General features: G+C 69.3%; 16 protein-coding genes. 9 read left to right on the top strand and 7 right to left on the bottom strand.

Going from position 1 to position 14,992, the window contains the following annotated elements; translation table 11 throughout:
* The first annotated feature begins 9 nt into the window (after positions 1-9).
* Positions 10-888 (top strand): GNAT family N-acetyltransferase, encoded by an 879-nt coding sequence (locus AB0M15_RS04505; RefSeq protein ID WP_363813820.1) that lies wholly within the window; start codon positions 10-12, stop codon positions 886-888.
* On the opposite strand, the gene AB0M15_RS04500 is transcribed toward AB0M15_RS04505, so the two are convergent.
* Positions 885-1,340 carry a GNAT family N-acetyltransferase gene (locus tag AB0M15_RS04500; RefSeq protein ID WP_363813818.1) on the bottom strand — a complete coding sequence of 152 codons (456 nt, stop codon included), beginning with the start codon at positions 1,338-1,340 and terminating at the stop codon, positions 885-887. The genes AB0M15_RS04505 and AB0M15_RS04500 overlap by 4 nt on opposite strands.
* Positions 1,341-1,350: 10 nt before the next feature.
* A complete protein-coding gene (locus AB0M15_RS04495) occupies positions 1,351-2,619 on the bottom strand; it encodes an MFS transporter (RefSeq protein WP_363813816.1) in 1,269 nt (422 codons plus the stop codon).
* Between the two features lie 101 nt (positions 2,620-2,720).
* Between AB0M15_RS04495 and AB0M15_RS04490 the strand changes: the two genes are divergently transcribed.
* Positions 2,721-4,145: a beta-N-acetylhexosaminidase gene (locus AB0M15_RS04490; RefSeq protein WP_363813814.1), complete on the top strand. Its 1,425-nt coding sequence runs from the start codon at positions 2,721-2,723 to the stop codon at positions 4,143-4,145.
* A 106-nt stretch (positions 4,146-4,251) separates the two neighbouring features.
* On the top strand, positions 4,252-5,799 hold the full coding sequence (locus AB0M15_RS04485) for a wax ester/triacylglycerol synthase family O-acyltransferase (RefSeq protein ID WP_363813812.1): 1,548 nt from the start codon (positions 4,252-4,254) through the stop codon (positions 5,797-5,799).
* Here the strand turns inward: AB0M15_RS04485 and AB0M15_RS04480 are convergent.
* The 3 genes from AB0M15_RS04480 to AB0M15_RS04470 form a co-directional block, all read right to left on the bottom strand.
* Positions 5,785-6,498 carry a peptidase E gene (locus AB0M15_RS04480; RefSeq protein ID WP_363813810.1) on the bottom strand — a complete coding sequence of 238 codons (714 nt, stop codon included), beginning with the start codon at positions 6,496-6,498 and terminating at the stop codon, positions 5,785-5,787. The genes AB0M15_RS04485 and AB0M15_RS04480 overlap by 15 nt on opposite strands.
* Positions 6,495-7,127: a VOC family protein gene (locus AB0M15_RS04475; RefSeq protein ID WP_363813808.1), complete on the bottom strand. Its 633-nt coding sequence runs from the start codon at positions 7,125-7,127 to the stop codon at positions 6,495-6,497. The genes AB0M15_RS04480 and AB0M15_RS04475 overlap by 4 nt, the downstream gene beginning before the upstream one ends.
* 63 nt (positions 7,128-7,190) lie before the next feature.
* Positions 7,191-7,946, bottom strand: a complete 756-nt coding sequence (locus tag AB0M15_RS04470) for a hypothetical protein (RefSeq protein ID WP_363813806.1) — start codon at positions 7,944-7,946, stop codon at positions 7,191-7,193.
* Positions 7,947-8,082: 136 nt separating this feature from the next.
* Between AB0M15_RS04470 and AB0M15_RS04465 the strand changes: the two genes are divergently transcribed.
* The 6 genes from AB0M15_RS04465 to AB0M15_RS04440 are packed head-to-tail and all read left to right on the top strand — an operon-like array spanning position 8,083 to position 12,757.
* A complete protein-coding gene (locus AB0M15_RS04465) occupies positions 8,083-9,015 on the top strand; it encodes a Ppx/GppA phosphatase family protein (protein ID WP_363813804.1) in 933 nt (310 codons plus the stop codon).
* A 22-nt stretch (positions 9,016-9,037) separates the two neighbouring features.
* Positions 9,038-9,901, top strand: coding sequence for a sugar phosphate isomerase/epimerase family protein (locus AB0M15_RS04460; RefSeq protein ID WP_363813802.1), 864 nt, complete (start codon positions 9,038-9,040; stop codon positions 9,899-9,901).
* A gap of 31 nt (positions 9,902-9,932) precedes the next feature.
* Positions 9,933-10,703 (top strand): TetR family transcriptional regulator, encoded by a 771-nt coding sequence (locus AB0M15_RS04455; RefSeq protein ID WP_363813800.1) that lies wholly within the window; start codon positions 9,933-9,935, stop codon positions 10,701-10,703.
* Entirely contained in the window at positions 10,700-11,245 is a 546-nt protein-coding gene (locus AB0M15_RS04450; protein WP_363813798.1) for an HDIG domain-containing metalloprotein, read from the top strand. Before AB0M15_RS04455 ends, AB0M15_RS04450 begins: the two co-directional genes overlap by 4 nt.
* Positions 11,246-11,294: 49 nt before the next feature.
* Positions 11,295-12,023 (top strand): ABC transporter ATP-binding protein, encoded by a 729-nt coding sequence (locus AB0M15_RS04445; RefSeq protein ID WP_363813796.1) that lies wholly within the window; start codon positions 11,295-11,297, stop codon positions 12,021-12,023.
* Complete coding sequence (locus AB0M15_RS04440) at positions 12,020-12,757, top strand: ABC transporter permease (protein WP_363813794.1); 738 nt, start codon at positions 12,020-12,022, stop codon at positions 12,755-12,757. The genes AB0M15_RS04445 and AB0M15_RS04440 overlap by 4 nt, the downstream gene beginning before the upstream one ends.
* Here AB0M15_RS04440 and AB0M15_RS04435 read toward each other — a convergent pair whose 3' ends face one another.
* Together AB0M15_RS04435 and AB0M15_RS04430 are read right to left on the bottom strand one after the other, a co-directional pair.
* Positions 12,758-13,675, bottom strand: a complete 918-nt coding sequence (locus AB0M15_RS04435; RefSeq protein WP_363813792.1) for a hypothetical protein — start codon at positions 13,673-13,675, stop codon at positions 12,758-12,760.
* Positions 13,676-13,712: 37 nt separating this feature from the next.
* Positions 13,713-14,747: a DUF695 domain-containing protein gene (locus AB0M15_RS04430; RefSeq protein WP_363813790.1), complete on the bottom strand. Its 1,035-nt coding sequence runs from the start codon at positions 14,745-14,747 to the stop codon at positions 13,713-13,715.
* Positions 14,748-14,992 lie beyond the last annotated feature (245 nt).

Below are 14,992 nucleotides of genomic sequence, written 5' to 3'. Positions count from 1 at the left end.
GAGGATCTCGTGCAGCGTCGCGACCACGCAGGATCAGCCGACGTCCGCGCGATGCAGGACCTGGTCCAGCGGATCTACGGGGCCGGCTCGCGCTTCCACATCGGCGACATCGGGTGGGAGCTGGCTTCGGTGCCGCCGGAGCGGCAGGCCGGCTGGCGGATCGCGTTGTGGAGTGACGGGGACCAGGACGTCGCCTGGGGATGGATCGAGGGCAACGGGCTGTTGCTCGTCGTCGATCCGGCACGGCCCGAGGTGGCCGGCGAGGTACTCGACTGGTTCCGCGAGGTAGTCGGACCCGGGCAACTCGTCTCCAGCGTGCTGGAGAGTGAGGCGCACCTGATCGACGCCATCGAGAAGGCCGGCTTCACCGTCGAGCACGGCCGCCCCTACTACACCCATCACAACATCACGCTCGACGACCTTGGTACGCCGGTTGTGCCCGACGGCTTCACCTTGCGCCACGTCCGGGCCGACGAGATCGAGAAGCGGGCCGCCGTCCACCGCGCCGCCTGGTCGGACGTGGCTCCGTCGAAGATGACGGCCGAGGCGATGGCAGCGGTGATGAGCACCTGGCCGTACCGTCCTGAGCTCGACTGGGTCGTCGAGAACTCCGAGGGTGTGTTCGTGGCGAGCGCGTTGATCTGGCTCGACGAGCAGCACCGGGCGGGTCTGGTCGAGCCGGTCGGCTGCGCACCGGAGTACCGGCGGCTCGGGTTGGGGCAGGCGGTCAACCTGGGCGCACTGCATGCGCTGAAAGAGCTGGGCGGCGTCGAGGCGCGGGTCTGTCCGCGCGGTGACGACGGATATCCGATTCCCGCCAAGCTCTACCAGAGCATCGGTTTCCGGCCCGGGCTGCGAACCGTCAATTACGTTGCTGAGGGCAATTAATCGAGGCGGAAGTAGTACGAGTCCGGCTCGGTCTCGGCGGGTTCCTCGTCCGGGCCGAGCAGCCGGAAGCCGTTCTTCTCCAGCACCCGCCGGGAGCCGACGTTGCTCTGCTGGAGGTCGGCGTTCAGCGGGCGCTCGGTGACCTCCTTGAGAAGCAGCTGCAAGGCGGCGGTCGCGATCCCACGGCCCCAGAACCGTTGGGCGATCCGGTAGCCGACGTGCCGGCCGCCCTCGTCGGCCCAGCTGACGATGTCGCCGGCCAGCTCGCCGTCGACGACGACGGCCAGGGTCACGTTGTCGGGGTTCGCCTGGACCCGCTCGCGGTGGGCGTAGAAGTCCGCTTCCTCTTTGCTCGGTACGCCGGCCATCGCCGCGCTGGCCGGGTCGTACTGGTTCTCGAACAATGCGGGCAGGTCGTCCGGCGTGATCGGCCGCAGGGTCACCTCAGTCATGCGGGTCACGCTAACTCGCCGTTCGGACAGTTCTCGTCGTGAGCGTGAGGAGGGCGACCGGCACGAGCAGCAGGCCGCACAGTACGGCGAGCCAGTGGAAGCCGAGTTGGGCCAGGATCGGGCCTGCGCCGGTGCCGGCGAGCGAGGCGAAGACGCCCATCGTCAGGTCGGACAGGCCTTGCGCGGAGGTGCGGATGTCGTCCGGGACCGAGCGGGACAGCAGCGTCGAGCCGGCGACCAGGCAGGCGGACCAGCCGAGGCCGAGCAGGAAGAGGGCGATCGCGGTCAGCCCGTGGGCGTCATCCGGCGCCAGGGCGGCGACCGTCATCGCGCCGGCCAGGATGACGAGACCGGTGGCGATGGTCGGGATCCGGCCGATCCGGTCGGCGAGATAGCCCATCACGGGGGAGAGGGCGTACATGCCGGCGACGTGGCCGCTGATCACGAAGCCGACGATGGTGAGCGAGGCGCCGTGGTGGCGCAGGTGGACCGACGTCATCGACATCACGCCGACCATCACCGCGTGCGCGGAGGCGATCGCGAGCAGACCGAGCCGGGCGTGCGGAATGGCCATCACCCGCCGGAAGGTGGTGGCGAGTGGCTGGCGCTCCAAGGTGGTCCGGACGGTGACCTGCTGGAGGCGTCGCAGGCCGAACCAGACGGTGGCCAGGGCGAGACCGAAGGCGACGACGGAGAACACGTACGGTCCGGCCAGGGCGAGCACGCCGAGCGACGTACCGACCGAGCCGCCGACGCCGGTCAGGTTGGGGCCGACGATGACGCCGATGGTGGTTGCCCAGACGACGACCGAGAGGGAGCTGGCGATGTGCTTGGGGTCGGCGGCGTCGGTCGCGGCGTACCGGGACTGGAGGTTCGCTGCCGAGCCGCCGCCGAACAGGCAACCGGCGAAGAGCAGCAGCGCCAGCGAGCCGATCTGCGCCGCGACGATGCTGAGCAGTGCGCCCGCGGTGGCGATCAGGTAGCCGGCAGTCAGCGAACCGCGCCGCCCCTGCGACCGGGCCAGCTTCGCCAGCGGTACGGCGAGCGCCGCGGCCCCGAGCGTCGTCGTGGTGGACACGAACCCGGCCATCGAGGTCGACCCCGAGATGTTCTCGGCCAGCAGCCCGGACACCGCGAACCCACTGGCAACAGCCACCCCGCCCAGCACGTTGCTGGCCACCAGCACCCGCAACGTCCCCCGCTGCAGGGAAGCCGCAGTAGCCGGTACTACGTCCTGTACCGGCTGGGCAGGGTCGGTGGAGTCTTGGTCGGCGGACACTCGCCCACCTTCTCACCCGAAAGGTGCGGGTAGGGTCGCGGTTGCGGCTTTATGTCGCCAGCCTTCGTTTGTCAGTTCCGTCGCCCTCACCTGGAGTCCGGATGTCCGAACAGATCGCGATCGTCCCCGCCCCCCGAGAGCTCGTCACCGCCGACGGCCAGTGGGTCACCGCCGACCCGGCCGGCGACGCCGTCCGTACCGTCGTGGAGAACCTCGGCGACACGGAGTACCGGATCGACGTGACGCCCGACGGCGCCCGGCTGTCGGCGGGCTCCGAGGAGTCCCTGCGCTACGCGGAGCAGACCTACGAGCAGCTGCTCGACGCGGCGACCGAGGTCGAGGGCGGGCTCGCCGTACCGGCGGTGCACATCGCCGACGCGCCGCGGTTCGACTGGCGCGGGATGATGCTCGACGTCTCCCGGCACTTCATGCCGAAGGAGTTCGTCCTGCAGGTGCTCGACGTGATCGCGCTGCACCGGATGAACGTGCTGCACCTGCACCTGACCGACGACCAGGGCTGGCGGGTCCAGATCGACGCGTACCCCCGGCTCACCGAGGTCGGCGCGTGGCGGCCGGAGAGCATGGTCGGCAAGATGTCGCACGGCCAGACGGAGTTCACCTACGACGGGACGCGGCACGGCGGCTTCTACACCAAGGACGACCTGCGCGAGATCGTCGCGTATGCGGCCGACCGGGGCATCACGGTCGTCCCGGAGATCGACCTGCCCGGCCACATGCAGGCGGCCATCGCGGCGTACCCGGAGCTGGGCAACAACCCGGACCAGCAGCTCGGCGTCCGGCAGGTCTGGGGCATCAGCGAGGACGTGCTGAACGTCAACGACAAGACCGTCGAGTTCGTGAAGACGGTACTGCGGGAGGTGCTCGACATCTTCCCTGGCCCGTACATCCACCTGGGCGGCGACGAGTGCCCCGACGGCCAGTGGCGGGTGTCCGAGGCAGCCCAGGCGCGGCAGGCCGAGCTCGGACTGAGCGACGCCGGGCAGCTACAGGGCTGGTTCACCGAGCAGGTCTCCTCGGTACTGACCGAGGACGGCCGGCGCCTGGTCGGCTGGGACGAGATGGTCGAGACGGACTGCCCGAAGAGCGCGGTGATCATGGCCTGGCGTGGGCCGGACCGTGGTGAGGTGGCGGCGAAGGCCGGCCACGACGTGGTGATGGCGCCGAACCAGTCGGTGTACTTCGACTACTACCAGGGCGACCCGGAGACCGAGCCGCTGGCGATCGGGAACTTCACGCCGCTGGAGAAGGTGTACGACTTCGAGGTGATCCCGCCCGGCCTGACCGCCGAGGAGGAGGCCCGGATCGTCGGCACCCAGTGCCAGGTCTGGACGGAATACATGGAAGGCCCGGAGCGGGTCGGCTACATGCTGCTGCCGCGGCTGTCGGCCTTCGCCGAGCGCGCGTGGGGGTCGCCCAAGACGTCGTACGACGAGTTCCTGGGCCGGCTGCGGCCGCACCTGGCCCGGGTCGAGGCGCTCGGACTGAACTATCGCCCGCTCGACTGAACCTGGTCCCTGACCTTGCAGATACTGCGGGGGTAACTAAAGTCGCCTCAGGCTGGTTAGCACGTACAACAGCCTGAGGCGACTTTTTGGTCGGGGCGGAGGACGGATGACCGCAGTGGGGCCGCTGGACGCGATGTTCTTGCTCGGTGAGACGCGCGAACAGGCCATGCACGTCGGTGGGCTGATGCTCTTCGAGTTACCCGAGGGCGCCCGGGATCAGGTCTTCCCCGACGGCACCCGGGACTACGTGTCGCGGCTCTACGAGGACATCACCCAGGACCAGACGGTCAATCCGCTCTTCACCCGCCGGGTCCGGCACCGCGCTCTGGATCTCGGCTACTGGTCCTGGGACCAGGATCGAGACGTTGACCTCGAGTACCACGTGAGGCTCTCCGGGTTGGCCCGGCCCGGCCGCTATCGGGAGCTCTTCGAGCTGACCAGCCGCCTCCATGGCACCCTGCTGGATCGCCACCGGCCGCTCTGGGAGATCCACCTGATCGAGGGGGTCCAGGGCCGCCGGTTCGCCGTCTACAGCAAGATCCATCACTCGCTGATCGACGGCGTGACCGCCTTGAAGTGGATGCAGAACACCCTCACCCCTGACCCGACCCGAACCGGTATGCCCGCCACCTACGCCCTCCCCAACGCGCCAGGCGGCGCCGACTCGGGTTGGCCACGGCCTGGCAGCGGGCCGGCGGCGGGGGAGCGAGCGGCGCGCGCGGGGCTTGCCGACGCTGGTGCTGGTGCTGGTGCTGGTCTGGCGGGTGGGTTGCCGACGGCGGGGGAGCTGTTTGCGGCTGTTGGGAGGTTCCCGGGCGAGGCGGTCGGGGGCGCGGGGAAGGCTGTTGGGGGAGTCGGCCGGCTGCTGGCGGACATCGCCGGGTTGTCGCCGGTGGGTCTGCGGAGTGCGTTGCGCGCGTTGCAGCATGAGCATTCGTCGGTGGCGTTCAAGGCGCCGCAGACGGTCTTCAACCAGCCGATCAGCGCCGCACGCCGGTTTGCGGCCCAGTCGTGGCCGATGGAGCGGTTGGAGAAGGTCCGCGCGATGACCGGCGCGACGCTCAACGACGTGATGCTCGCGATGTGTTCGGGTGCCTTGCGCAACTACCTGCTCGACCTCAAAGCCCTTCCGGACAAGGGTTTGACGGCTATGGTCCCGGTATCACTCCGAGCCGCTGACGGCTCCGGTACCGGCGGTGGCAACTCGCTCGCCACCCTCATCGCCGACCTGGCGACCGACGAGTTCGACCCCGAGCAACGCATCCGCCGGATCATGGACTCGACCACCTACGGCAAGAGCGTCCTCTCCCAGCTCAGCCCCACGCAGAACCTCATGCTCGGCGCCCTCGGCCTGGGCTCGGCCGGCCCCGCCGCCGTCATCCCGGGACTGGCCGGCCGCACCCCACCGCCGTACAACCTGGTCATCTCCAACATCCCAGGTCCCGCCGAGAGCCCGCTCTACTGGAACCGTTCACGCCTGCTGGGCACCTACCCCGCCTCCATCGTCCTCAACGGCCAGGCCCTCAACATCAGCGTCACCAGCTACGACCACCAACTCCACTTCGGCCTGATCGGCTGCCGCCGTACCGTCCCGCATCTCCAACGACTGCTGACCCACCTGGAGACGTCCCTGAGCGAGCTAGAGCTGCTCTAGGTACCGCGGCACGATCTCGGTCTCCCGGTCGCCTTCGACATGCCAGGCGCGCGCATCGGGCTTCACCGAGACGGCCTCGTGGAAAGCACCGTCGACGTAGTGCAGGCCCACGCCGTCCTCGGTCGCGTAGCCGGCCGGAAGCTCGCCCGAGGCAACCAACCGCCGGTACGTCGTACGCCGCGGCTGGTCGGCGAGGTCGTCATGCACCCCGTTGCTCCAAGGCAGCCAGCCAAGGCCGTTGCTGAAGGCATCGAGTGACCCGCTGAACGAGTCGGTCGGGCCGCCGATGTGCCAGCAGAGGCTGCCGGCGCTCTGGCCGGCCATCACGACGCCGTTCTGCCAGCACTCGTGGAGGATCTCGGGGAGGTTGTGCGCTCGCCAGACGGCCATCAGGTTGACGACGCTGCCGCCGCCGACCCAGAGCACGTCCTGGGACAGGAGGTGTTTGCGGACGTCCGGGACGTTCGGGCGGGTGAAGAGGGTCAGGGTGCTGGCCTCGACGGAAGGGTCGTTGCCGAAGGCACCCTTGAACCAGTCGAGCACGTAGGGGTTGTCGCCCTCGGCGGTCGGGATGAAGCAGAACCGGGCCGGGCGGTCGGTGATGCCGGCGAGCGATACGGCGTACGAGATCAGGTCGCGGGTGCGAGCGCGATCTCCGGTCAGGATGCCGGAGATCGCGAACACCTGCGTCGAGGTCACAGCCGGACGATGCCGTCCGGCGTCTGGAAGACGGCGGCGACCAGGCCGGGCTGGCCGTTCGGGCCGACCCAGGCGACGTCGAGGTCGTCGAGCAGGTGGTCGGCCGGGTGACCGATCCAGTCGGTGACCCGGGTCGGGTCGCCGGCGATCTCGAGGCCGGTCAGCTTGACCCCCTTGCCGCCGACGGACGGGTGCTGGGTCAGGTCGTCCCAGTGGATGAAGAACGGCAGCTGCGGGTCGGCGATCAGGCCCTTGACGCCGATCTGGCGCCAGGTGATGTTCGCCCCGTCCGGCCGGTGCCGGTTGCCGGGGACCGCGTCACGCCCGAGGCGCTGCTCCATCCGGGCCATGTCGCGGACGGCGACCACCCAGCCGAGCCAGCCGCCGCCGAGCTCCTTGCGGGCCCGGACGGCCTGCCCGAACGGGGCCTTGTCCGAGGACGGGTGGTCGAGCACGTCGACGACCTCGATGTAGCGGTCGTTCTCCAGCGGCAGGATGTGGTTGACCGTGCCGAAGCGCGGGTGCACGCCACCGTCGACGAACTCCGCGCCGAGCACGGCGGAGAGCCGTTCGACCGTTGCCTTGTACCCGTCGGGTCCGGCCGCGTAAGACAGATGATCCAGGCGCATGCCGATCATTCTGTCCGTCAACCACCGGCAGCGCAGATCCGGGGTGTCGAAGAAAGGTAACCCTTACTTGGTGATCAGGGGCAACGAAGCGGGGTGCGGAAGCAGCGGACGAGTGGCTTCCAGGTGCTGCCGGCAGTACTCCGCGAGTACGTCGTACGCCTTCAGACCCATCAGCGTCTGCAGCTCGACCTTGCTCGACTCGAAGACCGCCTCGACCGCGATGTGCGCCTCGGTGTTGCCGGTGCAGTACCAGTCCAGGTCGTGCCCGCCCGGCCCCCAGCCGCGCCGGTCGTACTCACCGATCCCGACCTCCGTGTACGACGTCCCGTCCGGCCGCTCGACCTCGCGGAAGGTCCGCCGGATCGGCAGCTGCCAGCAGACGTCCGGCTTGGTCTCGACGAAGTGCACGCCCTGCTTGAGCGCGAGCCCGTGCAGCGCGCAGCCGCCGCCGGCCGGGAAGTCCGGCCGGTTCAGGAAGATGCAGGCACCCTCCCAGACCCGGGTCTTGCGGTCGCCCTCGTCGTCGGTCTCGACCCAGCCGTTCTTCTTGCCCTCTTTGCGGAACTGCCAGTCCTCGTTGCCGAGCTGCTTGACGTAGCCCTTGACCCGCAACTCGTCGTCCTCGTCGGAGAAGTGCGCGCCGAGCGTGCAGCAGCCGTCGTTGGGCCGGCCCTTGTAGATGCCCTTGCAGCCACCGCCGAAGATGCAGGTCCAGTTGGAGGTCAGCCAGGTCAGGTCACACCGGAACACCTGGTCGGCGTCGTCGGGGTCGACGAACTCGACATAGGCGCGGGGGAAGTCAAGAGATACCTCGGGCACCCGGAAAGAGTACGCCGCCCGCCGCGATACCCGGTCATCGAAACCAGTACTGCCGCAGCGGCGGCTGAATCAAATCTCGGGGAAGACGGCACCAGGCCCACCGGATGAACACCGGGAGTCAAGTAGCGTGGAGGGTATGCGCCTCGGTGTACTCGACGTCGGATCCAACACCGTCCACCTGCTCGTGGTGGACGCGCATCGTGGTGCCGCGCCGCTCCCGGCGTACTCGCACAAGACCGAGCTGAGGCTGGCCGAGCACCTGGAGAAGGACGGCCGGATCGCCCAGTCCGGGGCGGACGAGCTGGTCTCGTTCATCTCCGAGGCGGCCGAGCTGGCCGCCGACAAGGGCTGTGAGTCGGTGATGGCGTTCGCCACCTCCGCGCTGCGCGAGGCGCCGAACGGCGAGAAGGTGCTCGACCGGGTCCGTGAGCAGACCGAGGTCGACCTGCAGGTGCTGACCGGCCAGGACGAGGCGCGGCTGACGTTCCTCGCCGTACGCCGGTGGTTCGGCTGGTCGTCCGGCCGGCTGGCCGTGTTCGACATCGGTGGCGGGTCGCTGGAGATCGCCGCCGGATCCGACGAGGAGCCGACGGTCGCGGTGTCCGTGCCACTGGGAGCCGGCCGGCTGACCCGGGAGTCGCTGACCCAGGACCCGCCGGACAAGGACGAGGTCCGCGCGCTGCGCCGCCGGATCCGGGTCGAGATGGCGGCGGTCGCGGGCGACGTACTCCGGGCAGGCAAGCCCCAGCGTGCCGTCGCGACCAGCAAGACCTTCCGCTCCCTGGCGAGGATCACCGGCGCGGCCCCGTCCGACGACGGCCCGTACGTACCGCGCTCACTCAGCCGCGACGGCCTGACCGAGTGGCTGCCGAAGCTGACCGCGATGACCGCTCATGAGCGCGGGGAACTGCCGGGCGTCTCCGCGGGTCGGTCGAGCCAGCTGGTCGCGGGCGCGCTCGTCGCCGACGCCGTGATGGACCTTTTCGACCTGACCTCGCTCGAGGTCTGTCCGTGGGCTTTGCGCGAAGGCGTGATCCTGTCCCGCCTCGACCAGTTGCAGCCCCGATGAACTACCACGAAGGCAAGTACTGATGACCCGCGACACCGTCAAGATCGGCCTCTCCAACGCTTCGGTGTACCCGGAGTCGACCGCCAGCTGCTTCGAGCTGGCGGCCCGGCTCGGGTACGACGGCGTCGAGGTGATGGTCGGCATCGATCCGCTGAGCACCCAGATCGACGCGATCCAGCGGCTGGTCGACTACCACCAGCTGCCGGTGCTGGCGATCCACGCGCCGTGCCTGCTGATCACCCAGCGGGTCTGGGGCACCGACCCGTGGGGCAAGCTCGAGCGCAGCGCGGAGGCGGCGAAGGAGCTCAACGCCGACGTGGTCGTCGTGCACCCGCCGTTCCGGTGGCAGCGCGACTACGCGCGCGGGTTCGTCGAGGGCATCGCGCGGCTGGAGGCGGAGTCCGGGATCATCTTCGCGGTCGAGAACATGTATCCCTGGCGTGCTCCCGGCAAGGGGCTGCAGGCGTATGCGCCGAGCTGGGATCCGACCGAGCAGACCTACGCGCACACCACGCTCGACCTGTCGCACGCCTCGACCGCCGAGCAGGACTGCGTCGAGCTGGCCGCGACGATGGGCAGCACGCTGAGGCACGTCCACCTGACCGACGGCACTGGCTCGGCGAAGGACGAACACCTGGTACCGGGCCGTGGCACTCAACGGGCGGCCGATCTGCTGCAGGTGCTGGCCAACCAGGACTTCGGCGGTCACATCATCATCGAGATCAACACCCGTCGTTCCACCAGCCGGTCCGAGCGCGAGGTCGACCTGATCGAGTCGCTCGACTTCACCCGCAACCACTTCGTCCGCACCACCGACTCCACGTCCTCCCGCCGCTCCGCCTTCGCAGTCACCAGCGCCGGCGAGGTGTCGGAGCTCGACTCGTGAGCAGCACGCCACGGCCGGGACCGGTCGACTCGTGAGCGGCACGCCGCAGCCGGAACCGGTCGACTCCGGTGTGCCGAAGGCGTCCACCTCCGGCACAGCCGCAGCGCGGAGCGCCGCTCGGGTGCGCGCGGCGAAGCGCGCCGCGGGCGTCGGTGGAAGCGGCGATGCCGCCGGGCGAGGTCGGCCGACCAAGGCAGCCGCCGGCAAGCGGCGCGCCCCGTCCGCTCGCACGGCCGGGCGCCGGCCCGGTGGGCCGGACACTCGGGGCGACATTTTGCGGGCTGCCCGGGAATCCTTTGCTGGTAAGGGGTTTACGGCTACTTCGCTGCGAGCGGTCGCCAGAGAAGCTGGTGTGGATGCGGCGTTGGTGCACCACTACTTCGACAGCAAGGATGCGTTGTTCGTCGAGTCGATGGCGTTGCCGATCGACCCTCGGCAGGTGGCGGCGCATGTGCTCGACGGGCCGCGGGACGAGCTCGGTCGGCGGATCATCACCGTGTTTCTCGGCGTCTGGGAGTCGGCTGAGGGACAGCAGCGGATGAAGGCGGTCCTGCGGAGCGTGGTGAGCAGCGACGACGTCGCCCGGATGATGCGGGAGGGCGTCACCGAGTTGATCATGCAACCTGTCGCCCAGACTCTCGGCGTACCGGATGCCCCGCTGCGGGTCTCCCTCGTCGCCACCCAGCTGACCGGCCTGGCGCTGACCCGCTACCTGATCGGCCTCGAGCCGCTTGCCTCCACCGAGGCGCCTGAGCTGATCGACCGGATCGCCCCCGTGCTCCAGCACTACCTCACCGCGTGAATCTCCCCACCGACGCCGAGATCCGCGACCTGCACGCCGAGTACGCGCCCAACCGCGCCGCCTTCGAGCTGGTCCACAGCCACTGCCAGATCGTCTGCGACCTCGCCGAACAGGTACTCAAAACCAATCACCTCGACATCGACGCCGACCTGGTCCGCGCCGGCGCACTCCTGCACGACATCGGCGTCTACCGCCTCGACGGCTCGGCCTACATCCGCCACGGCGTACTCGGCTACGAACTCCTGCGCTCGCTGGACTTCCCCGAGACCCTCAGCCGCTTCTGCTCCCACCACACCGGCGTCGGCCTGACCCGCGAGGACATCGCCGAGCAGAACCTCCCGATCCCGCCCGGCGACTACCTCGCCGACACGGTCGAGGAGGAGCTGGTGATGTACGCCGACAAGTTCCACAGCAAGACCAGCCCGCCGACCTTCGTGACGGCAGCCGCGTACCAGACCTCCGTACTGCGCTTCGGCGCCGCCAAGGCCGCCCGCTTCACCGACCTCGTCGCCCGCTACGGCGAACCCGCACTCCCCGCCTGATCCACCCTGACCAGTTGCCAGCCGGACACTTGCACGCTAAATTCATCACATGATGAATAACGCGGTGGCGGTGTCCTGCCGGGACGTCGTGGTGGTGCGTGGGGACCGCGAGGTCCTGCACGGTGTCGGGTTCGACCTCGAGGCCGGGTCAGTCACCGGCCTGCTCGGTCCGTCCGGCTGTGGCAAGACGACGCTGATCCGGGCGATCGCCGGTCTGCAGGCCAAGGTCACCGGCACCGTCCAGGTGCTCGGCCTACCTGCCGGCGCCCCCAAGCTGCGCGGCCGGATCGGCTATGTCACCCAGGAGCCCAGCGTGTACGGCGACCTGACCGTCACGGAGAACCTGCGCTTCTTCGCGGCCGTACTGGGCGTCGCGGCCACCGACATCGATCGCGTCATCGACGCCGTCGACCTCCGCAGCCATGCCGATGCTCGCGTCGACCGCCTCTCCGGCGGCCAGCGGTCCCGCGCATCGCTGGCGGCCGCCCTCCTCGGCAACCCCGAACTGCTCGTCCTCGACGAACCGACCGTCGGCCTCGATCCCGTACTACGCCGAGACCTGTGGGAACTCTTCCACCGCCTGGCCGCCGAGGGCGCAACCCTCCTGGTCTCCAGTCACGTGATGGACGAGGCGATCCGCTGCGACCGGCTGCTGCTGATGCGCGACGGAGAGCTGCTCGCCGACGAGACCCCTGCCGCACTCCTCGAAGCGGCCGGAACCGATGACATAGAGCAGGCGTTCCTCACCCTCATCGATCAGAAGGCGGAAGTCCGATGACCCCACGAGTCACCTTCGCCGTCGCGGCCCGCGTGGTCGCGCAACTGCGCCGGGACCACCGCACGGTCGCGATGCTGATCGTGCTGCCGGCCTTGCTGGTCAGTCTGATGTGGTGGATGTTCCACGACACCCCGAACACCTTCGACCGGATCGGCGGGCCGCTGCTCGCGGTGTTCCCGGCGATCATCATGTTCATCGTCACCTCGGTCGCGACGCTGCGCGAACGGTCCACCGGCACGCTGGCCCGGCTGTTCACGATGCCGATGGGCAAGCTCGACTTCCTGCTCGGCTATGCGCTCGCCTTCGCATTGATCGCCGTCGTCCAGGCCGTCGTGGTGGTCTCGATCTCCTTGTACGCCTTGGATCTGGACATCCGTGGCGCTGCCTGGCAACTCGGCCTGGTGGCCGTTCTCGACGGAGTTCTCGGTACTGCGCTGGGGTTGTTCGCGAGTGCCTTCGCGGCGACCGAGTTCCAGGCCGTGCAGATGATGCCGGCGGTGATGATCCCGCAGATCCTGCTCTGCGGGCTGTTCGTCCCGCGCGATCAGTTGCCGGACGTGCTGCATGCGATCAGTACGGTGCTGCCACTCTCGTATGCCGTCGACGCGGTCTCCGAAGTTGCGCAAGGCAACGGATTTGGGGATGGCGCCGGGGTCGACGCGCTGGTCGTCATCGGGTTCGTGTTCGCGGCGCTCGCGCTGGGTGCGGCGACGCTCAAACGGCGTACGGCCTAGCTATTCGCCGGCCAATGCGTCCGTCGGTGGGTTGTCGGTCCAGCGGAAGAACGCCGGATCGGGGGTCTGGAACATCAGTGCATTGAGCTCGCCGAGGTGCTTGATCGGTGTCGAGGAGCCGGTCGCGTGCCCGACGGCGTACAGCTGGCCGTCCTTGGTCTGCTTGTCGACACCGACCACCAGCGAACCCTTGCCGCAAGTGGCCGCGACGAGTTGCTCGAACTGCCCCCAGCCGGTGGCCCGGACCTGCTTGACCACTGGCTTCAGCGGCGCCGTGGTCGGCAGGTGGATCGTGTAGAGGGCGCCGCCGCGAAGGTTGGCGATGAAGGTGTCGTACGTCGCGGTCCTGCTGATCAGCGCAATCGACCGGACGCCGGAGAAGCCGGTCGCCGCGCCGGTGGGGGTCCACTTGCCGGTGCTGCTGATCGACCAGCGTCGCAGGGTGCCGTCGTTGCGCAGCGCGTACGCGGTCTGCCGGGCCAGCGTCTGGCCGCGGTAGTAGCTCGACGCCTCGATGGCCGTGTACGGAGCCCAACCGCTGCCGAGCTTGGTGTACTTGGCGGGCAGAGCGGGGTCCGGGGCGCCGTCCTTGAGGCCGTACCGATGGGCGTAGAGGGTGTCCCCGAACACGAACCAGCCGTACCGGGCTTCCTTGCCGCCCGCCTTCGGCCAGTTGTTGAAGCTGGTACTGAGCCGAACCCAGTCGCGCGGGTAGGTATGCGGCTGGTACGTGCTGACGCCGGTCGCGGGCGGCGTGGTCGCGGTGATCGGTGTACGGACGTGGTACCCGCCCGAAGTCGCACTCCCGACGACCATCCGACAGGACGCAGCCGCCTCGGCCTCGGCTCCGACCGTCAAGGGGACGGTGGCTCCGAGGGCGAGGGAGAGCGTGGTGAGGACGGCCGGCAGTCTTCGCATACCAAGCTTGATGCTGGGGGTGAGCGGAAGGTTGCGGTCAGCTCAGGTGGCGGACGCCTTCCCAGCCGGCGTCTTGGGTGACGTCGAGGGCGACCTTGCCATCGGGCCAGCCGGTCACCGCTGCCTCGAGCTGGGCGGCCGCAGGCGTCGTACCGTCGACGTAGTAGTGCAGGATCCGATGGCCGTCGGCGGTCTCATGGGCTAGCAGCCGCCCGGAGTCGCCGAGGCGGTCGCTCAGATGATCCTCGAAGTCGCGCAGGTGGCTGAGCGTCTCGTCCAGCGGGAGCCCGTCCTCGCGGGCGGCCTTGTACGGAACCGATACGGCAACATGCGTGTCCAGATGCGGCAACTGTACCGACCGCAGCGGAACCATCGCCGTCGCGACCAGCCTGTGCCCAGCGGCCGTCGTACCCTCCATCAACCGCCAGCTAGGTCCGCCGTCCTCGGCCACATGATCAGCAGCGAACTGCGCGACGGCAGGCAGCAGCTGTGCAATCGGTACTGCGTCCGCCGGGCGCTCCACCGCCGTCTCGATCGCGCCGACCCAGGTCTCGACCAGCTCCTCGCCGAGTACCAAGTCGAGCAGCAGGAACGTCACCCGCTTCTGCAGGTCCTCGGGGAGCTCGACGAAGGTCGGGTGATGGACGCCGACGTGCAGCGCGGCCTCACGGGTGTCGACTTCGATCGTCACGAGCGCCGCATCGATCTGCACCGGCGGCATGCCCTCGAAGCGGATCGTCACGTCGGGGGCCGGGCGGCGCATATCGGCGTACTCCCAGGTCTGGTCCGACGGCGGTGCGGCCCGCAGCCAGCGGCGGGCGAAGGCGCGCGTACCGGGGTCGCCGGCGGCGGTCACGACGAGGACGTGGGCGGCGTGCAGGCCGGGGCCGAGCTCCCAGTCGAGGTTGCCGTGGATCCGCGAGACGCGGCGGGACAGCTCCTCGGCGGTCGAGCTCGGGTCCTGGTTGGCGACCGCCGTGGCCACGGCGGCCGCGCCGGTCGCGGTCCACCAGGCCCAGAACTCGCCGATCGGGTCACCGGTCGCGGCCTTGCGCCGCCGGAACAAAGGCATGACCGCATCCTCTCTCGGCCCCAGTCCAAGCGGAACCACGCCGCGTCGTACCGGGGCCCTGGACTCCTTCAGGCCCTACCCTCGGAGCACGGACCACTCGGCGTACTGGTGTGGTTCTGGCCACACTCCTGGTGCGATTGAGCCGCACCATTAGGGACGGCCTGGTTCAGGCGCGTAGCCTGCTGACACCCCTGATTCATCGCGCGGCATGGGGCCGGGTGGGACGGGAAACGAGGAGGAACGCG

This window comes from Kribbella sp. NPDC051718, assembly GCF_040681515.1.
GTDB lineage: Bacteria > Actinomycetota > Actinomycetes > Propionibacteriales > Kribbellaceae > Kribbella.
Note: the sequence above shows the minus strand (reverse complement) of the source record. Positions and strands in the feature narration are given on the sequence as shown.